Annotated in this window: 22 protein-coding genes; 13 read left to right on the top strand and 9 right to left on the bottom strand. The window is 41.2% G+C overall.

The window, feature by feature from the left end:
• Window positions 1-5 precede the first annotated feature (5 nt).
• Genes ACQE3E_RS17605 through ACQE3E_RS17615 form a run of 3 tightly spaced genes read left to right on the top strand, consistent with a single transcriptional unit; the run spans window position 6 to window position 1,584 of the window.
• Window positions 6-488 carry a helix-turn-helix domain-containing protein gene (locus ACQE3E_RS17605; protein ID WP_313728406.1) on the top strand — a complete coding sequence of 161 codons (483 nt, stop codon included), beginning with the start codon at window positions 6-8 and terminating at the stop codon, window positions 486-488.
• The gene (locus tag ACQE3E_RS17610; protein WP_313728407.1) at window positions 407-1,003 is read left to right on the top strand and encodes an IS630 family transposase; all 597 of its coding nucleotides are present in this window, start codon (window positions 407-409) and stop codon (window positions 1,001-1,003) included. The genes ACQE3E_RS17605 and ACQE3E_RS17610 overlap by 82 nt, the downstream gene beginning before the upstream one ends.
• On the top strand, window positions 997-1,584 hold the full coding sequence (locus ACQE3E_RS17615) for a hypothetical protein (protein WP_427500881.1): 588 nt from the start codon (window positions 997-999) through the stop codon (window positions 1,582-1,584). The genes ACQE3E_RS17610 and ACQE3E_RS17615 overlap by 7 nt, the downstream gene beginning before the upstream one ends.
• Window positions 1,585-2,078: 494 nt before the next feature.
• Here the strand turns inward: ACQE3E_RS17615 and ACQE3E_RS17620 are convergent, their stop codons facing one another.
• Genes ACQE3E_RS17620 through dndB form a run of 5 tightly spaced genes read right to left on the bottom strand, consistent with a single transcriptional unit; the run spans window position 2,079 to window position 7,812 of the window.
• Window positions 2,079-2,825 (bottom strand): AAA family ATPase, encoded by a 747-nt coding sequence (locus ACQE3E_RS17620; protein ID WP_427500882.1) that lies wholly within the window; start codon window positions 2,823-2,825, stop codon window positions 2,079-2,081.
• Between the two features lie 33 nt (window positions 2,826-2,858).
• Window positions 2,859-3,209: a DndE family protein gene (locus ACQE3E_RS17625; protein ID WP_427500883.1), complete on the bottom strand. Its 351-nt coding sequence runs from the start codon at window positions 3,207-3,209 to the stop codon at window positions 2,859-2,861.
• A complete protein-coding gene (gene dndD / locus ACQE3E_RS17630; protein ID WP_427500884.1) occupies window positions 3,210-5,210 on the bottom strand; it encodes a DNA sulfur modification protein DndD in 2,001 nt (666 codons plus the stop codon).
• A complete protein-coding gene (gene dndC, locus ACQE3E_RS17635; protein ID WP_427500885.1) occupies window positions 5,207-6,730 on the bottom strand; it encodes a DNA phosphorothioation system sulfurtransferase DndC in 1,524 nt (507 codons plus the stop codon). The genes dndD and dndC overlap by 4 nt, the downstream gene beginning before the upstream one ends.
• A complete protein-coding gene (gene dndB, locus ACQE3E_RS17640) occupies window positions 6,727-7,812 on the bottom strand; it encodes a DNA sulfur modification protein DndB (protein ID WP_427500886.1) in 1,086 nt (361 codons plus the stop codon). Before dndB ends, dndC begins: the two co-directional genes overlap by 4 nt.
• 361 nt (window positions 7,813-8,173) lie before the next feature.
• Here dndB and ACQE3E_RS17645 point away from each other — a divergent pair, with 361 nt between their 5' ends.
• Genes ACQE3E_RS17645 through ACQE3E_RS17660 form a run of 4 tightly spaced genes read left to right on the top strand, consistent with a single transcriptional unit; the run spans window position 8,174 to window position 12,938 of the window.
• Window positions 8,174-10,240: a DEAD/DEAH box helicase family protein gene (locus ACQE3E_RS17645; protein ID WP_427500887.1), complete on the top strand. Its 2,067-nt coding sequence runs from the start codon at window positions 8,174-8,176 to the stop codon at window positions 10,238-10,240.
• 7 nt (window positions 10,241-10,247) lie between these two features.
• Complete coding sequence (locus ACQE3E_RS17650) at window positions 10,248-10,409, top strand: hypothetical protein (protein WP_427500888.1); 162 nt, start codon at window positions 10,248-10,250, stop codon at window positions 10,407-10,409.
• Entirely contained in the window at window positions 10,406-12,481 is a 2,076-nt protein-coding gene (locus ACQE3E_RS17655; protein WP_427500889.1) for an AAA family ATPase, read from the top strand. Before ACQE3E_RS17650 ends, ACQE3E_RS17655 begins: the two co-directional genes overlap by 4 nt.
• Window positions 12,474-12,938 (top strand): DNA phosphorothioation-associated protein 4, encoded by a 465-nt coding sequence (locus tag ACQE3E_RS17660; protein ID WP_427500890.1) that lies wholly within the window; start codon window positions 12,474-12,476, stop codon window positions 12,936-12,938. The genes ACQE3E_RS17655 and ACQE3E_RS17660 overlap by 8 nt, the downstream gene beginning before the upstream one ends.
• 95 nt (window positions 12,939-13,033) lie before the next feature.
• On the opposite strand, the gene ACQE3E_RS17665 is transcribed toward ACQE3E_RS17660, so the two are convergent.
• From ACQE3E_RS17665 to ACQE3E_RS17675, 3 genes are all read right to left on the bottom strand, one after another.
• A complete protein-coding gene (locus ACQE3E_RS17665) occupies window positions 13,034-14,074 on the bottom strand; it encodes a hypothetical protein (RefSeq protein ID WP_427500891.1) in 1,041 nt (346 codons plus the stop codon).
• 9 nt (window positions 14,075-14,083) lie between these two features.
• On the bottom strand, window positions 14,084-16,624 hold the full coding sequence (locus ACQE3E_RS17670; protein ID WP_427500892.1) for a DNA phosphorothioation-associated putative methyltransferase: 2,541 nt from the start codon (window positions 16,622-16,624) through the stop codon (window positions 14,084-14,086).
• Window positions 16,625-16,782: 158 nt separating this feature from the next.
• Window positions 16,783-17,625, bottom strand: coding sequence for a hypothetical protein (locus tag ACQE3E_RS17675; protein WP_427500893.1), 843 nt, complete (start codon window positions 17,623-17,625; stop codon window positions 16,783-16,785).
• Window positions 17,626-17,752: 127 nt separating this feature from the next.
• On the opposite strand from ACQE3E_RS17675, the gene ACQE3E_RS17680 reads away from it, so the two are divergent.
• Window positions 17,753-18,805 carry a helix-turn-helix transcriptional regulator gene (locus ACQE3E_RS17680; protein ID WP_427500894.1) on the top strand — a complete coding sequence of 351 codons (1,053 nt, stop codon included), beginning with the start codon at window positions 17,753-17,755 and terminating at the stop codon, window positions 18,803-18,805.
• Between the two features lie 312 nt (window positions 18,806-19,117).
• Here the strand turns inward: ACQE3E_RS17680 and ACQE3E_RS17685 are convergent, their stop codons facing one another.
• Entirely contained in the window at window positions 19,118-19,744 is a 627-nt protein-coding gene (locus ACQE3E_RS17685; RefSeq protein ID WP_427500895.1) for a plasmid pRiA4b ORF-3 family protein, read from the bottom strand.
• A gap of 133 nt (window positions 19,745-19,877) precedes the next feature.
• On the opposite strand from ACQE3E_RS17685, the gene ACQE3E_RS17690 reads away from it, so the two are divergent.
• The 5 genes from ACQE3E_RS17690 to ACQE3E_RS17710 all read left to right on the top strand — a co-directional run bounded on the left by ACQE3E_RS17690 (window position 19,878) and on the right by ACQE3E_RS17710 (window position 26,338).
• Entirely contained in the window at window positions 19,878-20,387 is a 510-nt protein-coding gene (locus ACQE3E_RS17690; protein WP_427500896.1) for a DUF1993 domain-containing protein, read from the top strand.
• Between the two features lie 82 nt (window positions 20,388-20,469).
• Entirely contained in the window at window positions 20,470-21,225 is a 756-nt protein-coding gene (locus ACQE3E_RS17695) for an SIR2 family NAD-dependent protein deacylase (protein WP_427500897.1), read from the top strand.
• A 269-nt stretch (window positions 21,226-21,494) separates the two neighbouring features.
• A complete protein-coding gene (locus ACQE3E_RS17700; RefSeq protein WP_427500898.1) occupies window positions 21,495-25,007 on the top strand; it encodes a hypothetical protein in 3,513 nt (1,170 codons plus the stop codon).
• Window positions 25,008-25,022: 15 nt separating this feature from the next.
• Entirely contained in the window at window positions 25,023-25,958 is a 936-nt protein-coding gene (locus ACQE3E_RS17705; RefSeq protein ID WP_427500899.1) for a hypothetical protein, read from the top strand.
• Window positions 25,955-26,338 (top strand): hypothetical protein, encoded by a 384-nt coding sequence (locus ACQE3E_RS17710; protein ID WP_427500900.1) that lies wholly within the window; start codon window positions 25,955-25,957, stop codon window positions 26,336-26,338. Before ACQE3E_RS17705 ends, ACQE3E_RS17710 begins: the two co-directional genes overlap by 4 nt.
• Window positions 26,339-26,497: the final 159 nt, after the last annotated feature.

Raw genomic sequence — 26,497 nt, forward strand, 5'->3', positions numbered from 1 at the left:
ACAGAATGCGGGCAAGAGCAATAGAATTGAACGAAAGCGAACGAGAGCAGCTCCAGCAAATTATCAAAAAAGGGAGCGATTGGCGAGAACGGGAGCGGGCACAGACCATTTTGATGTTAGCCAATGGCCAGACAGTCATTGCGATTGCAGAACAGCAAGGCGTGAAACCGGAAGCTATACGGGAGCGGCGGCGGAAGTGGTGGAGAAATGGGCTGAACAGTTTACCGGATCAACCCCGCAGTGGTGCACCAAGTAAATTGACTGACGCGCATCGATGCCGGCTCAAAGAATGGATCGATGCGGAACCTTTAAACTGCCGGGCATTGGTCAGTCGTCTAACGACGGAATGCGACGTGACGATTAGCGCCAGCACCTTGCGGAACGAGTTAAAACGGATGGGCTATGTATGGAAGCGCACCCGTTACAGTTTAAAAAAAAGCGTGATCCCGAGCGCTTCGAGCGGGCCCAACACGACATTGCCGCACTGATTCAGCAAGCGCAAGCCGGCGAAATCGAATTGGCCTATGTGGATGAGGCCGGATTTGCACCACAACCACCGAATCGTTCGGCTTGGACCAAAAGCGGAGAAGTTCATGCCATTACCGCTAAACGCGCGCAGCGGATGAACGTCATTGGCGCTTTGCTTTCATCGGGTCGATTAATGCTGACTAAGCTGTGGCAAAGCGTCAATGGTCTGTGGTTTTTTGGCTTTCTGATGGCATTGGTCCAACGCGTCAGCAAGCCATTGGTGGTGATTTTAGATAATGCGTCCATTCATACGGCCAAAAAACTGAAGCCGTATTGGGATTTGCTGGAAGAGAAAGGTATTCGATTTTATTTCCTGCCGCCCTATAGCCCTGAGTTGAATCGGATTGAATTGCTGTGGCATAAAATGAAATATGAATGGCTGCCATTCAAAACATTTATGCCGGATGAGCTTGAGCAGGCTATTGACGAAATTGGCCGAGGGTTTGGCTCACAATACACGCTAACTTTTTGCTAAGAGCTTATGGGGATATAGATGGCTGGATATATTTTGATAAAACCCCACATCCACTTGCTCGTGAGGGAATTTATATCAAGCACATTGACCCAACGAAGATTACTGGGAATATCAATATAGTTTTTACCCAGGAAAGCGATAAAAACTTGTATGATAAAAGACCACAAACTTACATATTAGAGCCACACTATTCATGTTCGTCTTCTGACTGCACTATCAATAAGGATGAATTTAGGCGATACCTAGAAAAGATAGAAAAATGGCCAATAAATGATTCATTTCTAAAAAATTGGTTTGAGGAATTAGATATTAACGATCCCGATAATAATGACAATGAAAAAGAGTTAAAAAAGAGTATTAGAGAGATTTGGGAAAAAGAAGGAAAACCGGATGCCAGATTATTTTTTCCTACGATACTAAAAAAGTATTGCAATAAAAAGGGAAGCGCAATTACAGCAGTTTACTCTGCTGGAAGTGAAGCTGGAATCGGCTTTACTCTAAGCAATGGTAGCACCGGCTTTAGAGCAAAAAAGACCATATCGAATTGGGTAACAGATTTCAAGAAATCTTTAGATAGGTAATGAAAGTCATACCACTTCTGATATACAGATTATTCACATATAACGGGTACTGGTCTCGATCCCCGCTATCATCATCTTGGCCGTCATCTTTAGCGTAATGTCGGGCTTGATGGGTGGAATACTGTTCCCACGGCTCTAAAGCTGAAACACAGATTACCTGATGGGTTTGAGGAGGATTCTCACATGTTATTTGTCTTGGGCGTTGCAGTTACACACCATAGATGGGTGAGCGTAATCTGTGAATGGCGTAAGCGCGAATCGTCGCCGGTGCTCCGGCAATGGGTTTTCCTCTGCGACATTAGTTTATTAGTTTGGCATCCTAGGTCTTAGCTAACAGGTTGGTAAAAAACTCTTTTTTGACGTTGAGCATCACTGTTTCTAATGACTCAGCTACTGCATATTGATCTGATTTAGCGAGATTAGCAGCTAAAATATAGTTATTCACCATCCTGCTAAGCGGTATTATATTACCCGGAAATAGTCGAAGCTAAGCTTCATACTACTGTTTCAATTGTAGAGCAATTGGTATGTGGATGATATGAAATAAGAAGTTGTGGCTTCTCCCCTAATCTCTCTACAACATAATTACTCTCGAGGATTATTGTCTGTTTGCTTATTTCCGAAATGAATTTATAACAAGAATGAAGCAGTGATTGGTCAAGACAACCAAGCTGAGAGTCAACCACAAAAGGCACATCTAGGCGCAGCAATTTCCGAACTGATGCATTGATAGAAAGGTACAGAACTAGCCTTTCACCCATTGCTTGGAAAGAAGCTGAAATATCTTCGCCATTGACGGCAGTAACAAATGCTGCTCCGTCGTTAGCGATGGTCGCTCTCAATTGCTCAACAGAAGTAACTCTGGTTGAGAATTTATTGAACCCACTTCCAACCTTGACTCTGAGCATTTCACGGATATTGCTAGTTAGATCATCTTCAAAACTTTTTGGCGCAATCAATGACTGATGATGAGAAGAGATGAGTAATGCCAATTGTCTCCAGGGTGCGCCGCCACATGGAGTATCGACGTAGTCGTCGAGAAAGATAAGCCAATCTGCAATATCCCTAATATCTGATGAATTATCACTACATTCAAACTTTCGACGAAGTGCGTTTGCGATTGTAGTCTTTCCTGTCCCGTTGCCCCCTGCAATAAGGGTTAGGCCATCAGAAAAAGAGAGTGATTGTCCACTATCGAATGGCCCCTCACCCGAAACGTCTATTTTACCAAAACGGAGCATCAGATTCCTCTAGATGTTACTACCTTATATCAGTTACAGATCACATAACTGCTCTAGATTTTTAATGTGACCCATCTTATGGACTCCAATTTCAATCATAGCGACTATAGCCTCACCTACGCTTAGTGTCAGATTTTTCTCATGGATATACTGACTAATTAAAACATCGTAAATAAAAATATATTCACCAAAAAGAGTAGCATCATTTAGTTCTTGTCCGCCTTCAAATTCACCAACACCAGCATTAGCTAAGTCGCTGCCTTCTTTGATAGCAAGCATTAAAGCAAGTCTTGATAATATATTTGGTGTCAAGCCAGTTTGTGTCTTCAAATAACGTAGCTTATCTGTTGCTTTTTTTGATAGTTTAATTCTATTAGGAATCATTTATGCGATCTCACTTGAATTCCAGAAATAGCCTTCTTCAATATTACTTGCTCCCTGTGAAGCACTGTAGTCAAGCATAATAGAATGAGAAATATGGTGTTTTAGAGAAGCTAGATAAGATTCGCCAATTTCTGTGTCTGTAGAAAGAATAATAACTTGGTGGCTAGCACGTGGAAAATAGTTTTCCACAAGTTTCTTACGGTGCTTTGAATCAAGTCGTCCCAATGGAGTATCAATAATAATGGGCAGTTTTCGTCCTGACGTTTTCGCCAATGCATCGAGCATAGCGACAGCGTATATTTGACGTTCCCCAGCAGATAAACTTTCTTTTGGGATTTCATTGCCAAAATCATTTAGTAGTTTTACTGAAAAAGCATGTGGTTCAATTTTTGCCTTGATGTTAATGTCTTCTTTTCTTGCTAAACGTTTAAAAGAATTAATAAATTCAGTTTCTACATTCTTTATTTTGTTGATGGCAACACGCTCTGCGAATTGGGTCAGCGCATTTTTTGCTTTATGGGCATAATCTAGCGCTCTATCATTGTCATCTGAGAAAACAAAACTGTCATGAAGCTTTTCTAATGCTCTTACGGTTTTTATCGCCTCGCGAAGATGCGTTCGAATCTTTTCTTTTTGCTGAGATGCCTGGGCAACCAAATTGACGTGTTGTGACTGAGCTTCACTTAACTCTTGTAAGCGGATATTCAACAATCCCTTATCGGGAGCTCGCGCTATATTGATTCCTGCCTCATCAATTTTTTGATTGACAGCTCTTAAGTTGCTAGCTAGTTGTTTAAGTCTTTTCCTTTTATAATTTATGGAGTCTAAGGAAATGGCAGATATCTTTTGATGGATCGTATCTGATACATCATGAATAAGCTGAAGATCGGTCCGAGCCGAAGTGAGTTCTACAAATTCTTTGTCAATTTCCTTAGTTAAAACTGCCATAGTTTTGCCATCAACTATCGATGATAGTCTTGTTTTAAGAGATTCAATGTGATCAACTAAAACAGATGCAATAGAATTGTTTAGTTTTAATTGCTTTTCATTGTCCAATTGATCAAGGCAAAGTGATATAAAGTCAGGTGCAATGGAAAATGGGAAGTTTTCCGAAATTATTTCTCTTATTTGTGTGTTTAACAAATCTCTTTCTGCACTATATCCTGATATTTTTTTAATTTCTTCTTCTCGTGACGCAGCCCAGGCACCGCCATGTGCATTGAGATTGTTCGTTAACTGATCGACGTTTTTAGAAGCCTTGTCTAATAACAATTTAAGAGACTCATACTCATTTTGTTCAATTTCAATGAGCTGTTCTTGTGTGTCGAGTAGTTGTTCCAGGTTGATAATTCTCGCCTTGATATCGTCAGACATTCTGTGTTTATTTTGATTTCTAATATATACAGTAATGTCCGCTATAAGTTTTTCAACAATGTCCAGACCAATGAGTTTTTTAACTGATTGGCCTAATGCATTTCCATCATTATCTTCAGCTAACTGGGCTATTTTTTCTCCATCGAAAAAGAAAAGATCAGAGACGCCAATTGGGATGAGTTCATTTAAAAAGCCTTGTGCTTGTTCATAGCTTAAGTTTTGGATTGGCCGATTGTCATGAAGAACTATTAGAGACTCAGCTACGTTACTGTTTGTAATTGTCCATGAACGTTGCACATGATAATGACTTATAACACCGAGATGAGCATAACTAAAGACTAGCTCAACAGATGCATTGTGCGCTTGAATGCCAGTAACTTTAGAATGATGAACAGAGTCGACTAAAAACTGATGATATTCATTCTGAGTAGTTCCCACACCTAATGATTGGCGACCATATAAGGCCAAGCGGATGGCTGTTAAAGTAGTTGTTTTACCAGCACCGTTCAATCCGCCGAACAAAATAATAGGTAGTTGTATTCCATGGCGCAGCCTAGGAGTTAAATCAAATTCATGCGTTCCATTGAAAACACGAAAATTTACAACTTTTAACGATTTTAAAATCATTTACTTAATTCCTCATACCGCTTATTAAGCAATTCAAGCTTATCTTTATAGATATTTTTTCGCGCTGGATTTAGTTGTATCTGGTTGATATCTTCGAGTGATCCCCAATCTTGCTTCAATACGCTTTCTATTTTGTTTAAAATTCCTGTACGACGACTTAAGCCAGTCACAGCAAGTTCAAGATCAATGAGCTTCATTACCATTTCGGCAGGGGCACCAGAGTCTTCTTGAATTTCATGTAATAATTTTGCATCGGGTTCGGTGAATGCACCGGCATCATTTTCAACCCAGTTAAGATCTTTGGTATAAACACTTCGATAAATTGCAGGCAATGAATCAGCCCAGTCAGGCTCATTTGGATCACTTAACCAACACTGGCGAATTTGATGTAATTCATCCGGTTGAATGAGGTAGATATCTCTACCTGAATCACGAATTCCCTTTTCAATATCTAGTAGTTTCTTTAGCCATTCTTTCCTGATCTTCATCCAATAAGGGCCTGGTATAAAACGTACTTCATTGTCCTGATCTTCCGTAATATCCCCTTTTATATAGCTAACTTTTCCAATTCTTCTTTTATAGTTACGGTAAGAAGATTTGTTTTCCGGTAAAGTTGAAAAATGCAGCTCATTTCTAAATTCTAATATTGGTTGCATCCATGACTCACCAGTTTGAATTAATCCTTCAATTGCTTTATCTTTTGTAACAACAGTACAAGTCCAGCAGCCAAAACGTGAATTACCACATGATGGTGTACTAGTGTCGATAACTAAAGGACATTCTCCTGCGTTAGAACCCTTATATAACTCAAATAAAATACGGTTTGTTCCACCCCAAGGGCAAGGAGCACTCATTAAGTATTCCCAAACTTCATCAGCAGACCAATCTGCAATTGGCATATATGTGAATGCGTTTGGTAAAGAAGTGTGGCGCGATAATAAAGAGCCAGCAATTCGGTGGTTCTGAATGACTTGAGCTCGTGAAGCGCTTTCCTGAGAACGTGAACCTAGGACTACAATCACTTCACCGAATGCCGCCACTTTATCGACAATAAAATCACTAACAGGATTAATTTTCATCCTTTCAGTACACCATCGAAAGGACTGTGTTGGAGCAGGATAACCTCGACCAAGCAAGTTGACCCAAAACGTTTGGTCGGGCTTTGGGCGTACTGGGTGAGCAGATATAGGTAAATTATCTACGATGGCTTGAGTATTAATAGTTGCAAGCGTTGATAGGATCATATCAACAACAACGGGTGTTTCGACTAAGGTATCAGATGAAACCACATAGATGTGTTTATTGCGTTGTTCCTTAGGCAAATTTATAATAGCAGAATAGACAAGAGACAAAATTGTGGTTGAATCTTTTCCGCCACTAAATCCTATTATCCATGGACGATTATCAGACAAATAAAGTTTTTGAATTTCCTCAATAATCTCAGAAAGTTTACGACCTGATATTTTCAAATCTTCAATCATTAATTGATGATTTGCATATATAAAATTTTCTGAAGTCATTTTTTAAACTCTTTTTCTATCTGTTTTTCGATATTATTTAATGGAATACCGATTTTTTGTTTTATATAATTGCCAGTTAATAACACATTAGTACGCGCCTTACTGACCCTGCCATGTGTTAACGCACGACCTTCCCAATCCTTGTTTTGACGAGACCAATCAATATTGTTTAAATTCTTCAGTTTATCTTTCCAATTGCTGTGATGATTGATTAGTAAATCTGCTCCGATGTTCCCCATAGCCTGGAGCATAACGCCATGGGAGTGTATATATTGTTCCCTTAATTCGTGAGTAAGGATTATTTTATTTTTTGCATTGATCCAGTCGGGCATGTTTAAACTTACCTCGGTCCAGAATGCTATAGCTAAATATTTATCATCTTCACTAATTGAATCTTTGTTCCCTTTGTTCAAAAGTGATTTGCTTGCATATTTGATGCTGCTTAAAGTGAATAATTTTGAACTTCTATTCGAGATGCTTGATTTTTCCATCTCGGTCATGCGTGAAAAGATGTCAACATCTTTTACCAAATTTCTAGCCAATTCCGAGAAAGTGTCTCTATAATCATAGAGAGTGCTAATCGAATCGCTAGGTCTAACTGCGTGCTTGTTAAGGTCGGCAAACATTTGTTGACTACGCTGAAGACCTTCATCAATAAAGAAAAGAACTGAAATGTTATCGAAACCGAGTTCAGGGTTATCTTTGATGGCTTGCTCAATAGCTGCTCGACGGTGTTGACCATCATTAATAAGAATTTGTGCGTCCATCGGGATCAGTAGTGTTCCCATGTTTTGTCCTGAACCAGTGTCACCGATGGGGTTAAAAGTGACGAGTGCGTTAACTGATGCTGTTAAAGACGATAATGTGTAATCGTTAGGATTGTCGGTTAAATAAGCCGCAATTTCGGGTATTCTGCTTTTGTTAAGTGAACGTTGAGCTCTTAACTCTGGGGGTACTTCTTCTTCGTCAAATTTGAACAGCGTTGGAATGATGCGCATTGGGCACATTGCTATGTAGCATGGCTTACCAGCCTGAACCCCCCTTACAGCTGGGAACGAATGGAAAAATTGAGAATTTGACATGGAGCTATTGAGCCAAGATGCAAAGACGGAAGTTAAATATAGTAATAAACGAGCAAATGGAAGTCAATTTATGACTTCCATTATTGTCAGAGAGCTTGCATGCAATCAAAAGCACTTCGCAAGCTAAAAAACGCAAAACGACAGCCATGTTTGACATCCTTCATTGATAACTCCAATGAATAGAGATTTAAGCGCATTGCAAGAGTTAGCCTATATTTGACAATGCCAAGCCGTATGGAGATGCAGCTTGGGAAAGTTTGTTTAACTGACGACTTGCTGCTAAACACTTATTGCTTAATTTTGTCTAGAATATAAATTGTCCGCAGCCTGCCAACTAAATTTTGTAAGAAAGGTTTTAATATTGAATAGTAACTCTAATTATAATCTAATAGACCTCGATCTAGATATTGAATATAGTAGCGATTCATCTAGTATTGTTGAATCGTTTTATTTGCCTTGTTTAAATGTTGCAACTAGATACGATCGTGCAGTAGGTTATTTCACTAGTTACGGCTTGTATCTAATATCATCTGGATTGGATGCCTTTTTGGATAAACAAGGAAAAATTAGACTGATAGCATCACCTGTTTTAACGGAAGACGATATTGAAGCAATTAATAAAGGGTACAAAGACAGAGATAACGTTATTCTGGAAGGTTTCTATAAAACTATAGATGATAAAGTTGATCATCTAAATTTATTATCTTGGTTAATTTCAAATGGAGTACTAGAAATAAAGTTAGCAATTCGAATAAGCACATCCAACAGGAATATACAAAAAGGTATTTTCCATGAAAAAATGGGTATATTTTACGATGCGTTAAATAATGGAGTTGCATTTTCTGGTTCGGCCAATGAAACCATTGGGGGGCTTGTTGATAACCATGAGTCTATCAATGTATTTAATAGCTGGGACGAATCTAGAAAGTTTTTTCTTAGAAAGGAGACAAGATTCGAAAATCTCTGGAATAATGCAACTGAGTTCCTAGAAGTAATTGATTTTACGAAAGCGACATCAGAATTACTTAAGCCATATAAGACCAGTTATCCGACGTATACAGCCAGCGTCTTAAATTCTAATTCTGGATTGCGAATTCCAAATAACATGATCCTGAGAGAATATCAAAAAACAGCCATAAATAGCTGGTTTCAGAATAGGGGGACAGGTATTTTTCAAATGGCAACAGGTACTGGTAAAACTATAACAGCACTGGCTTTGATCGCAACATTATATCAAAAGGCAAATTTAGAGGCAGTTGTGATAGTTTGTCCTTATAAGCATCTTGTAGACCAATGGAATATTGAATGTGCCAAGTTTGGTGCAACCGCATTATTAGCTTATGGACAAAGTAAGAACTGGATTCCAACCCTAACGAATGCTTTGAATAGTCGCAATGGTTTCCTATGTGTAATAACCACTACGACAACATTTATTAATGAATCATTTCAAAATCAGCTTGAATACTTTCCAAATAAATCAATTTTTGTTGCTGACGAAGTGCACAATATGGGGGCTAAAAATATCAGTACAAAGTTGCCATGCGCTATAAAATGGCGGTTAGGATTATCAGCGACACCGGAGAGGTGGTTTGATGAAGTGGGTACACAGAATATATATGATTACTTTGGAGCTGTCTTAGAGCCAAGGTTAACGATAAAAGATGCCCTGGAGCTAAAAGTTTTATGCCCATATTACTATCAGCCGATATTAATAGAGTTAACGACTGAAGAACAAGAGCAATATTTAGAGCTAAGCGAAAAAATAAGCAAATGTTTTGCTATTTCTTCGGATGCAGATGAAGAAAACAATGCTCTTCAAACCCTCTTGTTTAAAAGAGCTCGCCTTATCGCATCAGCCAAAAATAAAATAACTGCTTTATCCGCACTAATGGCGGATAAAGTTAATGATACTCATATGTTGATTTACTGTGGAGATGGCAGCATTGAGTCCGATATTGATGAATCAAGTAAGAGGCAAATAGATGCGATATGCGAGTTACTTGGTCATGAATTAGGTATGAAAATCGCGTCGTATACAGCGGAAACTGAAGTTGAAGAAAGGAGACAACTGCGCAGCAAAATTGATAACGGCGAGTTACAAGCGTTAGTTGCAATCAGGTGTTTAGATGAAGGTGTTGATATACCATCAATCAAAACTGCAATAATATTAGCGAGTAGCACAAACCCAAAACAATTTATTCAAAGGCGAGGAAGAATTCTGCGTTTATTCCCCAATAAAGAATTTGCTACAATTTATGACATGATTGTAGTCCCACCAAAAGAGGTATTAATGTATGAAACCGAAAGATCGCTTTTAAAAAAGGAACTGCTAAGATTTACTGAGTTTTCAAACCTGGCCTTGAATCAAGCGTCAGCCAAAAATAAAATTCTACAACTGCAAAAAACATTTGATTTAATGGATATTTAGGTGAGCAATGTCTGAACATAAAAAACCAATAGAGCCTTTCGAATCTGCTCCAGCTGATATTAAGGAAATTATGAAAAGAATTCTAGAGCTCGAAAAAGAAAGGTTATACGAACAACGTCCTCGTATAAATTCAGATATTGTTAACATTATCAAGGATGTAGTTAAATGAGACTTCTTTCAATTCAGCTTTTCAATTTTAGGCAATTCTATTTGAAAACTCCAGAAATTATCTTCTCGGATGGGTTTTCTAATATTACCGTTATTCATGCTAATAATGGGTCTGGCAAAACTGCTTTATTAAATGCGTTTACCTGGGCTTTGTTCGATACTACGACATCTGGGTTTCAATTACCTGAACAGATAGTTAATAAAAGAGCGATAAGAGAAGCAAAAATTGGAGACATTATTTCTGCTTGGGTAGAAATTAAATTTGAGCATGAAGATAAAAAATTCTATTTAAAACGTGAAACACAGGTAAGGCGGACAGATGGGGATCCGTGTTGGATCGAATGTGGTTTAAGTTCACCAACTTTACAATGGTCTGGACCTGACGGAAAGCTAAGAACAGAAGATGATGTTTACAATGCGATTTATAGAATTCTTCCAAAAGATCTTCATAGCTATTTCTTTTTTGATGGTGAAAGGATAGAACGCATAGTCCAACCAACTACTGAACAACGAAATGAAATAAAAAAGGCTGCAAAAAAACTTCTCGGTATTGAGATCATTGAGAGAGCTGCCCAGCACTTAGTCGCTGCAAGAAAAGAATTAGAACAAGAATTCAAACGTGTTGCTGACACCGAAACCGAAAAAAAACTTGGTGAAAAAGAAGTTATTGAAAGTGAAATTCAAAAATATGAAAGAAGAAATGAAGAAATTGAAAATGAGCTTTCTGCTTATAAGGAACACGTAGATGAGATCGATAAAAGGCTATCGCAGCACGCAGAGGCACGTGAATTACAAGAAAATCGCGAAAGGTTAATAAAAGAAATCGGGATTAAAAAGTCGAATTATCTTGATACAGGAAAAGCTTTATCTGATTTTGTATCAAAAAAAGGGTTTTTGGTTTTTTTAAAAGAGCCAGTGAATATTTTTAATGAGCAATTGAATTTGCTTCGCCAAAAGGGTGAGTTGCCATCTGGAATAAAAAAGCAATTTGTTCAAGACTTGCTTGATCATCAGAAGTGCATTTGCGGAACTGCTTTGCTAGATGGGATGCCAGAAAGGAATGCGGTTGAGCGCTGGCGTTCACAAGCTGGAATGGTTGATGTTGAAGAGAAAGCATTAAGAATTGGGGGGGAACTTAAAAATTTCGAAGACCAATATGATGACTTCCTAGTTAGAATTAGAGAACTCAAGGACGATCGAAATAAGTACAGAGAAGAAATTTCGCGTAATGAACGCCAACTTGATGAAATAAAAGATGAATTAAAAAAAAGCCCTCGCGAGGAAATCAGTAGCCTTGAATATCGCCGTGCTGAAATTGAAAACTCAATGGAAACGCTAAGAAGGGAATCAATTGGTAATGATCGTTTAATACAAGACAGAAACAGTTTAATTGAGAAATTAAATTCTGAAATTGAAAAGTACCGAACTAACGAAAAGAAGCAACAAGTTGCTCAATTACGTGTTAAGGCTGCTTCCGATGCTTATAATAGAATGAATGAAATGTTGCATTTGTTTGATCTAGATTTCAGAAAAGATCTCAACTCTCACATTAAAAATTTTTTCTCAAAGATATCGTTAACCCCCTATATTCCTAATGTTGCTGATGACTACTCTATATCACTATTTGAATCAGCGGGCGGCGCGCCATTGCTAGTCGCCGCATCGCAAGGAGAAAGCCAAATTCTAAGTCTTGCATTTATTGGAAGCATAATTGAGATTGTTCGAAGGAAGCTTAAAGAAAAACATTTACCTGGCCCAGATGCAAGTAGCTATCCCCTTGTGATGGATTCTCCTTTCGGCAGTTTAGATCAAAATTACAGAAGACAAATCGCCAAATACATACCTGAATTAGCTAACCAAGTGGTTGTATTAGTAACCAAAACACAATGGAGAGGGGAAGTCGAAGATGAAATGACTCCTAAAATCGGTAAATCCTATGTGTTGACTTATTACACACCTAAAGCTGAGGTTATCAAGGATGATGTTTCTATTGATGGGCATAGCTATCCGCTTGTCATGCAAAGTCCAAATGAGTTTGAATATACTGAGGTTTTGGAGATTAACAATGGCTGACCGACGAATTAATATTGCAAAGGATAAGTACGATTTTGTTCAGGAGCTTGTAGATCTTGAAACCAAGGGGATTTTCAAGACTAAGGCGGATGTATTAACTTTTTGTGCGGCTTATGGCTACTATAAAAACAGGCGCATAACAATTACAGAAAACGCGAAAGATCCCATTCCATATAGCGTTTTTGAAAACAGCAAATATGATATGTTTATACACCTACTTGCTATGGATGTCGCGAAAGATGCAGATGTGCTGGCTGATAACGATGATATGATTGATAAAAGGGCAACAATATTTGAGTCATATGCTAACGGCGGCCTAGAATTATTAATGCAAGAACTTAAGGGACAGGTCGAGTATTTAGAAAAAATACTGTTAATAATTCACAAAGCAACTCAGGTTTTTGAGGATAATAAGACTCCAGAAGATGATTTCGATCTTTCGTCTTTAACTATTTGATATATTGTCATTCTGATCTTAGTGGTGATCAAAAAGTTGCAATTGACTTTTATAAGGTCACCACAATATACGATATTATTCTATTTAGGGCATCCTCATAAGCCTAAATCGAGAATGCCTTGTAAGTATTCATTTACAAAAACAGGCTCATTACTTGCTTTGTTAGGGACATTAAACTCTGTCGACTTTGATATTTGTTTGTCATTAAATAGATTATCTTCCTCAGAAGGCTTTTCCTTGGCGCTAATATTGTTAAAGCATTCCTTTGCTTTTATAAAATCATTTAGTAAGAGCCTTATTCCACTTTTCTCCCATCCTGTATATTCAGGAGATTCTCTGAAGTATCGTATATCAACCCCTTCACCAAAACGATCTGCTCTATATCCAATTAATATTCTTCTGTCACCAATAAATGCACAAACCTTATCATTCAAATCACACACATTATCATTAATTATTTCTAAAAAATGATCTATGTAATCAGCTGGAATTCTAAATCCGTATTTTGTTGGCGTTAGAGTCGAACTGGTCTCAATAAAATAACGTGCATCAATGCTTGCGCAAATATCTTCTTCATATATCTTTGATATGTAGAAACTGCCATTTTCGTATTTTTTTTGGGAAAGCTTAAATTTAGCAACACCAATTGTTTCGGTTTTAATGCTTTCTTTTATTTTTTTATTTGAAAACAAATTAAACCTTGATGTCACTTGGCTTGCGTCAATGTTGTTTAGTATGTCCTTTAATTTGTCGAATTCAAAATAATTTAATCTCAGGCCTTTTTTTAGCCAGCCTTTAAAATTTTCAGAATCTCTAAAGAAACGTATATCAATATTTTCATCCTCAACTTTTAGCATTAAGCTATCACTGTTCTTTCTGAACACGATGGCAGAATCAATAAGCCCAGGGTCCTTGTTAAATATTATTTTTAACTTATCTAATTCCTCTATTGGGACGCGTATTCCATATTTTGTGGGAATGATGTGTTTTTTGTCTTCTATAAAGAAACGAATATCAATTGATTTCGTTACTCCACTAACAAGAAGTGCTGATACAAAGACATTTCCATTTTTATAAATTGGAGCTGAAAGATGAAATTGTTCGATTGCATGTAGCAGATAATTACCAAATCGCATTAATCTTCCTCAAATTTCTCTTTTAACTGAATAACTGATTTTTGAAACAGGAGTAATTCGACCGTTATATGATTTTTTGAACATTACGACTTCTCCTTTAAGATCTGGCCCGTAGCTAACGTGTACTGGCCTATTTTCACCATAAAAATATAATCTATCAAATTCGATATTCTTTATTATCCAGTCTACAACTTCTAACATATTTTCATCGTCAACAATAAAATCTACGGCTGCTCCTAACCTGTTACAAATCAAGATATTTTTTGAATTGAGCTCGTGTGCAGCATGTTGATCTAACTTTGGTGCAACTCTCTTTTTGATCTTTTTACCGAGATCATGTGAACAAAAGCCATAAGTCAGTCTAACCATGCCGTAATATTCGATTACGGGATCAAGGACATTAACAGCCAAGTCGTAAAGCGCGTTAAAGCTATTGGGTTGCTTTGGAATATTTTGAATACCCGTTACTTGCTGTGTTTCGCCACACTCTATCAGCTGTCGATAAGTTAAATAGTTACCACATGGCGCATCAAGATCTGGTATCGAACGACTACGGATTAGTTTGAAACCATCAACTTCCCAACGCGCACTTTCTAAAGCTCGACAAAACTCTTCAGGTTTCGGTCCGTAGCCACTTAGTTCTACTAAGTTCAATGCTTGAAGCTGTTCATCAAAATTGAGTTGTTCTGCATAATGAGGAAATTCCTCATTAATGTATCGCGCCTTTTGATACAGGTAAGTTGGTTCGTATTCTTCGCCATATTGATACAGATCAAATATTTGTTCACGAAGATTGATTTTTACACGTTCCATCAAGCGTGGTAACGGCTGGTTTATAAAATCATCATAGCGCATTAGGCTGAGTTTTCCCGAATGGATGTGTATTTTGATCAAGTCAGCCTGTTCAATATCTCCATATAATACAGTAGCGCATCCAATATAAATTCTAAGTAATGCAGGAAGCTCTCGTACCATTGTAGTGTGTATGTGTAATGCTTCGCCTTGATCTAGAAAACCTATCCCTCGTTCAGTAGCCTGTTGGCAGGCGGATGCAATAAGTTCGGCATTGCTAATCTGGAACAAAATCGATTTAGCAGTCGCTATGGCATTGAGGTAATCGCCGAAAAATGCTTTGATGTCTTTTTGTAATCCTGTTTCTAAGCGTTTGTAAGGTTTCCTTTTAGAAAAGGTTTGTAGGGCAAAAAAGGTGATTAAGTCGTCTATACGGCTCTGGCGTGCTTGATCTAACAGCGATTCATCATGCTGCTGGAGCATGAAGGCTTGTGCTTTATTAATCGTACCGAAGGCTTCGGTTAGTTCGATTAATGAATCTATTTCAGATTTTTCCGGTAAGCGACCTAGTTCTAATGTTTGCAGCCATAGCGGATCGATTAAGTGTTTAAAGGCAATATACTTTTTTTCGTGCCTAGATAACTTTGGTACCGCAGGTGCAAAAGGTCGGCGAGATAAACGCAGAACATTGCGCTGACTTCTTTGGCGACCCAATAAAAATCTCTGTTCTGCATCTTGATCCTTAAAAATAAAAAAAATGCCTGGAGCCACGGGAATAGCATCGGTTTCTAGGGTGTCACCTATAAATTCTTTTAATTCTGTTTGGGTAAAGTATTTTTGAAAGGTGTTGCGTTGGGTAATCACACCATCGTTGAATGCCTGCCCTTTGAGGGCATTCTGGTTGAATAGCATGGCTGATACCACCAACACTGTGTGAGCTAACTCATAAGCTCCCAGCAATGCCTCAATTCGTTCATGATAGTTTTCGATGACATTAATAACAAAGCCAAGATTGACAATATCGGCGGATTGCTTGGGTTGCTCGGGGGCAAAGTGTGGATCCCAGCCGGATACAGGAATCGCATTTGTCAAAAGGTTCCGAATATCATCGCCTTTGCCGCAACCATAGTCGAATACTGATAACGAGCCATCTAACAAGCCATGTCGGGCAAGACATTGCATGGGGGCTGATAAATTGCTTCGGGATAGCGCTGTTAAGTGTCTGGCAATTGCACTACTTTGCGTTTGTTCAATGGGTTGATCATTTGCTTCGTCATTTCCAATCGGAACAAACTCATGTCCGATCAGCTGGAAGCCATTTTCATTGATTAACCTATCCCACGCTTGTTTGAAGCCTATCTGAATCGTATTTTCAAACAATCCAAGTTGCTCTGCCGTTTCTGTTAGCTCCTGAAATTGCGGGATGCGTGGGTCGTCCTTTCTCAGCAATAATTCTTTGCGATGCAGAATCGGGGGATTTAAGGACGATTCATAACAGCGTTTTTCAATTCGCTTTGAATCAAGGTCAATTCGATAACTTTTCTGTAGCGTTGGGAATGGCTCTTCAAAAAAATATGGGTACCATAATAAAGACAGAACACTACTTTTGCCGTCATATTTGAGGACGTTGTAATCTATGCCGGCAATTAAATTGGCTAGTGACTCTGCTTCTGTAACAACCTGCTGTATCTCGTCTCCTTGTTCAGCGGTCAAACTACAGTGCCAATAAGTATTATTTAGAACTTTTTTGCCAAACATTACGTTTCCGTTAGCCCTGTTTCAAGTGCTTACCCATTTGTTACTATAATGGTTCAATAATGTTGTGATGACTAAATTATCTTTTATCGACTTCTGTGATTCTGAATCGCGGAATCAAGCCGCTTAAATAAGTTCCTGTCAAGCGTTGTCACATCATGTTAATTTGCTTGTGCAAATAAGCAATCCATCAACAACCGATCAAACTCTGTGCTGTGAGCATTAATAGTTTTTTTGAAATTTTGCACCCAATGATACAGTTTCGGGCTATCGTACAGCACTTCGACAGCCAAGTTAGCTCGATGATAAACGCGCTTATTAGTCAATTTTTTAGCTTTGTTGACACTATCTTTGCCGTTATATTTCTCAAGACGTTTTAAAAATGCAGATGCACACTTTTCTTCGTTTTTGAACAATTGCAGAAAAACAATTTGATCGTATAAAGGCTCAGATTCTGCCAACAGCCGACAAAAGCATAGCTGCTTTTGCATATTCAGTTTGTGATAGTAGAACCGTGCCAAACGGATCCATTCGCGTGGTGTCAACAAATTGTTTGCGCCACCTTTGCCCAACGCATGCTTGATCAGTCCTGCCAAATCCAAATCGCTTTTGGCTTGATTGGCAATCGTCGACACGATGACAATATTGTCTGGGCAGTAGCCCCGGGTATTATCAATTCTATCTACTGACCAGTCGGTTGCGTTATGTTCTGCAAATGTGAAGGGTTGACCTGTTATTGGGCAAGTTTCGCCGGCTTCAGTTAACTTTTCACGGAGATCATTCTTGCCAATGCTGACTTCTAGCCCTTTGACTATCGCTCGGTCGCGGATAGCCAGTAGCTTCCCATCGAATAGATCAGGCCTCTTCTGTGTCACGTTCTGCATTTTTGCCGCTTCGTAGCCATGGCGAATTTGGGGGCGATGATAGTCTTGGAAGCGACTAATTTCCAAAGGCAAACCGAAACGGTAATGATCAAAACCGATTTCAAAGGCTAAACTGGTCATGGCTAATCCCCTCATGGTGGTTGAATAACTGGCTAGCAGTGCTGGCCGAAGGTATAGCTTACGGATGACCCTTACAAAGTGTGTCAGGGTAAGACTTTAGAAATTTTAGGTTTGTAAGGAGTGCAATTTGCCTGATCAAAAATCACAAGCGGTTCTGCAGCGACGCTTATTAGTTTTGGAATGCATCCGTCGCTTGAGCGGGCGTTCCGAGCGGTGGGTGACCGTTGGAGAAATCGTCAATGATTTGCAACAACAAGGGTACGCCGTGGAAACGCACAGCATACGGCGTGATATGAAATCCCTGCTGGAAACTTATCCTCAGTTGGAATGTAACGATAACAGTCAGGGTGACCGTGAGGCGAAAAACGGCCTAGCGTATGGTTATCGCTGGGTAGGTAAAGATGGGCAATTACAGGGTGGGATTACCTTGCCGGAAGCCTTGTCGCTGGTGATGGTTGAGCGCTATCTGAGCCAATCGTTGCCGGTGTTACTGAATCGTCCGTTGCAAGACATTTTTCTGAAAGCGCAGCAAACCCTGGAACTGCATAAGAAAAGCCAAATTACCCATTGGCCGGAAAAAATTTGCGTGATTCAACCGGCACAGCCCTTCATTTCACCTGACATTGATTCTGATGTTTTAGTGGCTGTGCATGAAGCTTTATTAAATGAAAAGCAAGTTCGCGTGACATATCGAGCAACGCAGAAAGTCGATGCTGAACCTAAAATATACCGATTACATCCTTTAGGATTGATTCAACGCGGCCCCATTACCTACTTGGCGGCCATGGCCAATGACTATGCGGATGTGTACTTATATGCGTTACATCGCATGCAGGCTTTAGAGCTTTTAGCGGAGGATTGCAGACAGAAGTCCGGGTTCGATTTAAACCAGTTCGCGGCAAGTCATGGCCATTTCGGCTCTGCATCGCCTATTCATTTCGAAGCGAAGATTTGTGACCATTTGGCCTTAATACTGCAAGAGTCACCCCTAAGTGAAAGCCAAACCGTTTCCGAGGCAGATGGTTCGGGATTTAGGAGGGTAGCTGCCGATGTTCTGGATACTTGGCAATTACGTTGGTGGATTATGGGGGAAGGAGATCGGGTTGAGGTACTGTTACCGATCGAACTTCGGCAGGATATTCAAAAAATGTTGGCTATGGCGTATGCTCAATATCAGTGACAACCTGTATGTCCATCAGTCTTCGTACCCTTCCAACTCGGGAGATTCGTACACCTTCAGTGTGTATTTGGATTCCAACGTAGCCATTACCTTCTGGACCAGATTCCCCTTATGAGCAGACTTGATCTGATGCTTCATTGACGTAAAGGTATCGATTTCGACCTTCTCGTCGCCATCGGTAATCCAAATCCACGAATCGCATTGGTGTCCAGATTGAATTTCTGGAAAGCTCGCTATTAGATATTCAACAAACTCATCGTGGAAATCCCAATAGTCTTCGGCATAATCCAGCTCTGCGAATATCATGGCTTGTTAGTTGCCACCCCAGCGGTTAAACAAGATGCGCATGATCGCTGCATTAGCTAATCGTCGATCAAATCGCTCAGGGTCAAAATCGCCATCAGCCCATTCGCGTAAACGTGCTGCTTCTTCAGAATCAGGTTCCTCTTGCAAGACTTCCAGAAAATCAGCATAACCTTCAGGGCCGCCAACGTCTTCTGGTGGACCGGCCCGTTCGCCATCCAAAACCCAAGCCCCGCCTTTGGGATCATTGTCTATGTCGTTGCGAATCTCTTCAACAGTAATCAAGTGTTCCCAGTTATCACCAAGATCATAGCGATACAGCATGGTGTCGTTAGTCGCCAACAACCGATTGAGATAGGCTTTACGCTCGTCAAATACAGCGTCCTCATCACCAGGGTCAGGCAAAGCATAAACCTTGTCACGCACTTTAAACTGATGCAGGTGATAGTCACTCCAACCAAAGGCGGCCTGAATAAAGTGATGCAGTTTTGCCAAGCTGATGCGGCCATCGACTTCCAGTCTGCGCCAGACCGGAGGCCTGATTTCATTGGGACGTAGCTCAATATGCAACACATATAAACAAGGCTGACTGGTACTGCTGACGTGTTTCTTACGAACTGTCTTTTGCTCGGCCATTGTGATTCTCGATGTCAGATGGTGGTCGTAGTGTAACCGCATGCTTGCAGCTCGCCACCTGAAATCTGTCGCACAGTCTGACAAAGCGGCTTAAACTGCAAACTATACTGATTGACCAAAACAGGAGTCCCAGATGTCTTTGTCCATGTACGCGATTACCATTCCCCCCATCGTTCGCAGCTTGACGCAGTTACGCTATATTTTGGAAAAAGCGGCGGATTATGCCGAAGCCAAAAAGATTGATCCGTCAGTATTGGTCAATGCGCGACTGTATCCCGACATGTATCCCTTGAAACGCCAGGTGCAAATTGCCAGTGATGTTGCCAAAGGCGCTGTTTCCAGATTAGCCGGTCAGGAGCCACCGAAATTTGAAGATGTAGAAAATTCGTTTCCCGAGTTGATTGAGCGAATTGATAAAACATTGGCCCATATCAATTCGTTTACCGCAGAGCAGATTGATGGCACTGAAGCCAACACTATTCTGCTGCCAAGGCATGACCGAACATCGACCTTTACCGGCTTGGCCTATGTGACTGACTTTGTGCTGCCCAATGTCTATTTCCACGTCACCACCACCTACGCCATTCTGCGGCATAACGGGTTAGAAATCGGCAAGAAGGATTATTTGGGTGATGTGGGGTGATTCGGAAATTGACGCCTGACTGAAAGTGAGATTACGACTAAACCGAGCACAGTAACCTGGAAGCATTTTCCCGATTCTATGCATGATACCCAACCAACTGATTGAGCAATTACAACAAGCCAAACACTTAGTCATTTTAACTGGCGCTGGCGTGTCAGCAGAATCGGGAATCCCCACCTTTCGAGATGCACTAACTGGCTTGTGGGAAAATTTCGATGCTGAACAGCTAGCTTGCAAAGACGGTTTTCTGGCTGACCCTTCACTGGTCTGGGGCTGGTATGAATGGCGACGAAATCGCGTACTCAAAGCGCAACCCAATCCCGCACATTTGTCGATTGCCAAGTTGGCAAAACGGGTACCGAAGCTAACGCTCATCACGCAAAACGTTGATGATCTGCATGAACGTGCTGGCAGCCTCGATGTTTTGCACTTACACGGCAGCCTGCATCATCCGCGTTGCATAAACTGTGGAACACCCTATCGACATTTAGAAACTGAGCCAGTTGGAAGTGAAAGCCGCATTGATCCGCCAACCTGCTCACGATGTAAGGGACTAGTCCGTCCAGGTGTTGTATGGTTTGGCGAACCGTTACCTGCCGATCAGTGGGCGCTATCAGAACAGGCATGCCAGAATTGCGATCTAATGATGATCGTCGGCACGTCAGGTATGGTCTGGCCTGCTGCTGATTTGCCATATATGGCAGAAAAGCTAGATGTGCCCATCGTTCAGGTCAATCCGACCATCACAAGCTTTAATGGTCTAGCCAAATTTAATCTTTGCGGCAAGGCAGGTGAGGTTTTGCCTAAACTGTATGCAGCAACATTTTCTGATTTATAGTTTGCGGACACTGGCAAGTGGGACTCGACGACAAGCAACGACCCATACCCGCCTGCTAATGTTTTCATGGTTAATGGCTGCTTTTCGAATATAAAGTTGCCTATCATGACAATCTCATACTAGACTTTTTGGCTAGAGCTGGCGCTCAGTTTAATCCGTATCGCTCGTTTACCAGTTATGTTATGTTTTTCAGAATGTGTGTTTTTAGCATAAGCGAATAAATATTCTAATTTGGATATTTTAAACATATTTATCTCGGAGTCTTAGTTATGAAGAAAAAACATGGCTGTCTATTTTGGATACTCTCCGGGGTTGGCTTAGTATTGATCGGCATCGTTATTCTTTTTGGGCTCGCTTACAGAGATTTCGCACCCGTAGCAGAGCAACTCGCGTTCGAACGATTTAACCCAGAATGTGGCGATGATAAAGGCTGTAAAATATGGGAGGGTTTTCGAAATGAGCATCCTTTCCCTTATCAATCATTTGCCATAGCGCCATCCCTTGATGGAACTTTGGTTCTAGTTATATCTGAACCTCCCCCTACTATTCCAAAAGCAAAGCTTGAAGAACTTATTCGGGTTGCTTTTGGTGAGGACTTACTTCATTACACCAATCGACGTTGGTTTATTGGTATCGACGGCTGGCTTGAGGATGTTGTCCTTCAGCTAAAATCTGGGGCGCCTCAGTTTTCAGCAAATCCCGAAAATGATCCGGCAATTCTTGATCGAGTGGCCGTCTTACAAAAAGTTTTGTTCGGCACAACTTTTGGCGGTGTATTGGAACGTGCCGATAACAACTATGCGGAAACTGCCTTATCCAGTGCTCCAGATATTGGGGCGACCCCAGCAGAACTACACCAATGGACTGCCGTGTCAAGTACGTTGTGGATGAACTTAAACTTTTCTGAAGATGATGCCTCTTCATCGTTAGATACTTTATTGCAAGCCGATGCAGCAGGTTCTTATATCGATGCAGATCGTCAGTTGGTTCTTTTCGTTTTACCTCGCAAGATATTAGAAAAAGCGCGAGTCAATGATGAGGGGATGGATAAACTGCGTGTGCCGTTCCGCCAATTCGCTGTATCAAGTGACACCATTCTCGGTGGCGCCTGGAGCAAGGATGGTTCGCTAGCGATAATTGGTCGATCTAGACGAACACCTGTTTCCGCAATTCCGCCTTTGCGATTCGAGACTTTTGCTGCCCTGGCTCGTGAAAATTCAAATGAATTGCAACAAAGTTACGAGCGGAATAATTTATTCGCCTTAAAATTGAAGACTGGGCCTCATAGTTATCGTGATTGGGCTCCTATTCTGCTTTCTGAATCTCTCATCAACACTGAATTCGGTGCCCTGCTCAACATTACAGATCAATTTCTAAAATCTTGGTCGGAGGCAGGGTATATCGATTACCTTTATTTCAATTATCCCTTGCGTCCTCTCCAAGGAAAATTTGTGTTTGGTGATGAACCGTTGAGCGATATTGTCCGCCGCGAAACTGGTGGTCTTAGCGTGCTTTTCAATTGGAACACGGCGGGGGCAGCAGTTACGTTACATGATCAGGAATTAAGTGTTCTATCCGCAGGCCGCACTAGCGCTCTGCCTGTGACATATGGGTCAGATGTCAACACAGGGAAAGGAATGCAAACTGGCGACCAACTGCCTATGCTGCGAACGCATGAGAATGACGCCTACAATTATTTCGTGACTCAACGAGATCCAAATCTCGCGCGTGTCGTTTCATACACCCTGATTTATCAAGTATTCCAAGCCGCACGCACAAAATCGGATTTAAGTCGGGGGCAAATTACTAGCCAACCCAGACAGAGAGTAGAGGCAAACGCTCTGCTTGTGAGAAAAGCTGAAGATTTGTTGTTGGGCATTGAGCGAATGGATTTAAAAGGCTTTGGCGATACCGATGAATCCGATGTTAGCAAAGCTTTAGTTGAAGCCCATGACGCACTGCAGGAGTATTACGATCACCATGACAATGACCGCGCTCGACTTGCGCTGATAATTGCCGATCCACGTCGGGCGCAGGCCGAATTCAATGAAAAGTTTAGGGATGTGTCATACGCTTTAGTGAAAATTAAACCAAAGATGGATGCGCTAGCTGAGCGTGAAGAAAATCTCAAGCAGGCAACCGAGTCTGCTAAAGCTGAATTTAGTTCTTGGTTGCAAAGCCATCAAGAGGATATATCGTCTTCAATCCAAAGTGAAGAAGAAGCAATGGCTTTACTGCCTGACTCGCTGCAAAAGAAACTCACCTGGATAAAGAAAGAACGTGATGCTATAAATTTAGAGGCTAAGCCTTTTCAAAATCAAATCGACAAATTTAAAGCCTATTTCACTACAAAGAATGCATTAGAAGCAGCAGTTCCTTTAATCGATAAATTGAAGCCCGTCATTTATCTGACGCAAGATATTGACGGAATTAGAAGCGCTTTCTTGGAACTTAACAAAGTCGAACCGGATGGGTGGATTAAGACTCCTTCCATGGTTATCTCTTGGAGGTCCAACGACTTCGACCTGATTTCAGTGGGAGGGCATAATCTTACAGCTCGCACATTGCGCATCGAAGTTGATGCAGATGCTAGATCTGTCACTTTAGTTCATGATGCGGACGGAACCCCAATCTTGCGGGTTCCTAAATCACAATCTGATGCCGTATCTGGTCAAGCCCGCGAGATTGCGCGCAAGATCGAGCATGAGAAAGCAACTATTGAATCGGTCAACAAGGTTATTAGCGAGTTACCCAAAGCGCCTCCACGTTCTGCCAAGGAAGTTTTGGGCGAGCCTAGTTTTGATCTTGCATCCATCCGTTGTGGGCTTGGTTGCGAGTCGGTTCTTTCTAATGCCGATATGAAACCCTTGCTCATGTCACATTTGCAGAAAGCTTCTTCTATTTCGGCCGCGATGATGCGTAATCAGGAGGGCTTTCTCGTCAGTTCATATCGGCAAGGGAATAACGTGAAATGTTGTAAGCTGTTCGCTGATACCGCCAGCATGCATGACTTCATTACAGAGTCATTAAAAGCGGGCGATGTTATGTTTCTGGGAGAGAATGATGCCTATGTCGAAAACCTAGCCGAGAGTATAGCCATGAATGATCCAATCTTCATGGCAGCAGCTGCGGGGGGGGGTGGGCGCATAACCCCCCCGCCTCCGCCTGGTAATGGGAAAACACCTGCTGCAGACCCAGGGGGAATCTGGATTTTTCGCGCTGGGGATGGTGATTCCGGAGGGCCACGTGGGCCTAATGCCGGAGGTTCCGATTTTGGAGGTAAACAGAAACGTCCGACAATGTTGGCGTGGCTTTTTGGTGACCGCCAAAGTAATTCTGCTGCGGCAACCAAGCATCGAGATTTCTCAAGCGCGATGGAAAGCCATATTGAAAGCGTTGAAGCGAAACAAGTGCTAATTGAAATACAACGTGACTTAATGCGACCTGGTGTTCAATGGAGTGAGAAGCGAGACGGTAAACCGTTTGTCATACATTTGAGGCTGACCGATGCCAAATCGCCCGCCGAGGCCAACATTGTCGCTGGCTTGGACCCGGCGCGGGAAGCGGAGGCGCGGCAGACCGTCATCGATGCCGTTTCAGCGACCAAGAGCGAGGCACAAAAGATGAGCTTCATCACTTTTCAGAATCGGGTCAAGGCCTATGTCAACAAAAATCCTGGAAGAGGTGGGGTTAAACGTATTATGTCGATGATTAAAGATGGGGAGCTTCAATTCCGCATCGCCCGCAATGATGATATGTTGACACCAGATCTATTTCTGTAAAGGGTGAGGTGGCTCATGTCTATCGCATTGCTTCTGGTATTGCCTACGAGCGAAGCTTCTTTCCGGTCAAGAATATCGACAAGTGATTATCTTAGTCGCTACAAGTTAGACCCTGATACGTCGTGGAGAGTGGAATGTAAAAATGATGTAGCTGCCTTGAGGGAACTAGTCGAAACCGCTCGGAGCGTTGGCGCTTCTGTTATTGAAGATGCAACATTGGCGGATTTAAGCCGTGCCACAAAAGAGTTTGAAACCGTCGTATTATTCTCGCATTGGAAAGGGCCAACGATTTTACTTGGAGGAGGAGAAGACGATGATGATCATGACCTATTGTCAAAGAATCCAACTGATTATGTAGAAATGGCGGGAACGGCAACGTCAAAATCTGCGGTATGGTTGCAGCGAGCTTTTTCGGCAACACCGCCACGTGATAGGGAAGGAGTTCATGAGATATTGACAACATATATCAATTCAAGAGGCGTTTGGTCGGAGCAAGGTGATGACGATTTTGAGCTCGTGGCCAACGATTTCACTATCGAATCCTGGAACCGTGATGAATTGGATAGGCTCTTTGGTAGTCTGATAAACCCAGGCAACAGGGTTGAATTTGCCGATGGACTCTATGATAAAGAATCCATCGCAGAGGTAATTGATGCAGCTTTCAATGGCATTTTAGATTTGACGACTTGCACTTCGACAATATTAAGCGATTATCTTGGACGTGTCTCGCGTGGCCGATACGCAACCGTTCAATTTGATAAAGAGCAGAAACCAGTACCGGCTTGTTTGTTACTGGGTCGCACGTTCCAACTTTTCGGGGAAGGCTTAAGTTACCGCGCCGCTCGAATTAAGGCACTCAAAGATCTCAAGCAGACACTCGAAGAGTTCGATGCTAAGGAGAGGTCAAAAGGGTTTTTTGGGGTATTTTCTAGGTTTATGGGGAAACAATGAGCAAGCTTGTAAGCATTCTAAGAGAGGCCGATTTAAATCAGATGAGTTCTAGTGACTCTACTGCCTCATTGGTTAAGAATTTGGAGACTCACCGAAATCAACTTTTAATTTGGTGTTTATTGATTTCCTTGGCTTTAATTATAGTTATCGGTTTTGGCGCATTTGGTATGTGGCACCAGTTGGTGGATGGCAGCAGCGCAGACCAGATAAAGGCTTGGTCTGGTTCCATTGGATTAGGGGTAAGTGCTTTCTTGCTGGAGTTCCTACGTCGGGTATGGATTCAATGGACTCGCACATCTTTAGTCATTATGTTGATTAAAGATGCCCCAATAAAACTTGCTACTCCCGTTGTGCATAAGTTATTGGATAAGCTCGATTGAATCAGGGTTGCTTGTATATGACAAACAATGCCACTAGTCCTCAATTCTAATGTAAGCGTCAGCTTTGCTATGACAAACCCGACGTTAGCTAATAAGGCTTGTTAGGGCATTGGAAGGCAGCTTTTGGCCGTACTTGCGCATACACCCATTCATGCTGAA

Source organism: Methylomonas sp. MED-D (assembly GCF_050276835.1).
GTDB classification, from domain to species: domain Bacteria; phylum Pseudomonadota; class Gammaproteobacteria; order Methylococcales; family Methylomonadaceae; genus Methylomonas; species Methylomonas koyamae_A.

Coding starts and splice junctions, on each gene's coding strand:
- ACQE3E_RS17665 (WP_427500891.1), bottom strand. CDS start 14,074: ATGCGATTTGGTAATTATCTGCTACATGCAATCGAACAATTTCATCTT.
- ACQE3E_RS17700 (WP_427500898.1), top strand. CDS start 21,495: ATGAAGAAAAAACATGGCTGTCTATTTTGGATACTCTCCGGGGTTGGC.
- ACQE3E_RS17610 (WP_313728407.1), top strand. CDS start 407: ATGGAAGCGCACCCGTTACAGTTTAAAAAAAAGCGTGATCCCGAGCGC.
- ACQE3E_RS17605 (WP_313728406.1), top strand. CDS start 6: ATGCGGGCAAGAGCAATAGAATTGAACGAAAGCGAACGAGAGCAGCTC.
- dndC (WP_427500885.1), bottom strand. CDS start 6,730: ATGACTTCAGAAAATTTTATATATGCAAATCATCAATTAATGATTGAA.
- ACQE3E_RS17650 (WP_427500888.1), top strand. CDS start 10,248: ATGTCTGAACATAAAAAACCAATAGAGCCTTTCGAATCTGCTCCAGCT.
- ACQE3E_RS17685 (WP_427500895.1), bottom strand. CDS start 19,744: ATGGCCGAGCAAAAGACAGTTCGTAAGAAACACGTCAGCAGTACCAGT.
- ACQE3E_RS17690 (WP_427500896.1), top strand. CDS start 19,878: ATGTCTTTGTCCATGTACGCGATTACCATTCCCCCCATCGTTCGCAGC.
- ACQE3E_RS17695 (WP_427500897.1), top strand. CDS start 20,470: ATGATACCCAACCAACTGATTGAGCAATTACAACAAGCCAAACACTTA.
- ACQE3E_RS17620 (WP_427500882.1), bottom strand. CDS start 2,825: ATGCTCCGTTTTGGTAAAATAGACGTTTCGGGTGAGGGGCCATTCGAT.
- ACQE3E_RS17710 (WP_427500900.1), top strand. CDS start 25,955: ATGAGCAAGCTTGTAAGCATTCTAAGAGAGGCCGATTTAAATCAGATG.
- dndD (WP_427500884.1), bottom strand. CDS start 5,210: ATGATTTTAAAATCGTTAAAAGTTGTAAATTTTCGTGTTTTCAATGGA.
- ACQE3E_RS17655 (WP_427500889.1), top strand. CDS start 10,406: ATGAGACTTCTTTCAATTCAGCTTTTCAATTTTAGGCAATTCTATTTG.
- ACQE3E_RS17660 (WP_427500890.1), top strand. CDS start 12,474: ATGGCTGACCGACGAATTAATATTGCAAAGGATAAGTACGATTTTGTT.
- ACQE3E_RS17625 (WP_427500883.1), bottom strand. CDS start 3,209: ATGATTCCTAATAGAATTAAACTATCAAAAAAAGCAACAGATAAGCTA.
- ACQE3E_RS17675 (WP_427500893.1), bottom strand. CDS start 17,625: ATGACCAGTTTAGCCTTTGAAATCGGTTTTGATCATTACCGTTTCGGT.
- ACQE3E_RS17705 (WP_427500899.1), top strand. CDS start 25,023: ATGTCTATCGCATTGCTTCTGGTATTGCCTACGAGCGAAGCTTCTTTC.
- dndB (WP_427500886.1), bottom strand. CDS start 7,812: ATGTCAAATTCTCAATTTTTCCATTCGTTCCCAGCTGTAAGGGGGGTT.
- ACQE3E_RS17670 (WP_427500892.1), bottom strand. CDS start 16,624: ATGTTTGGCAAAAAAGTTCTAAATAATACTTATTGGCACTGTAGTTTG.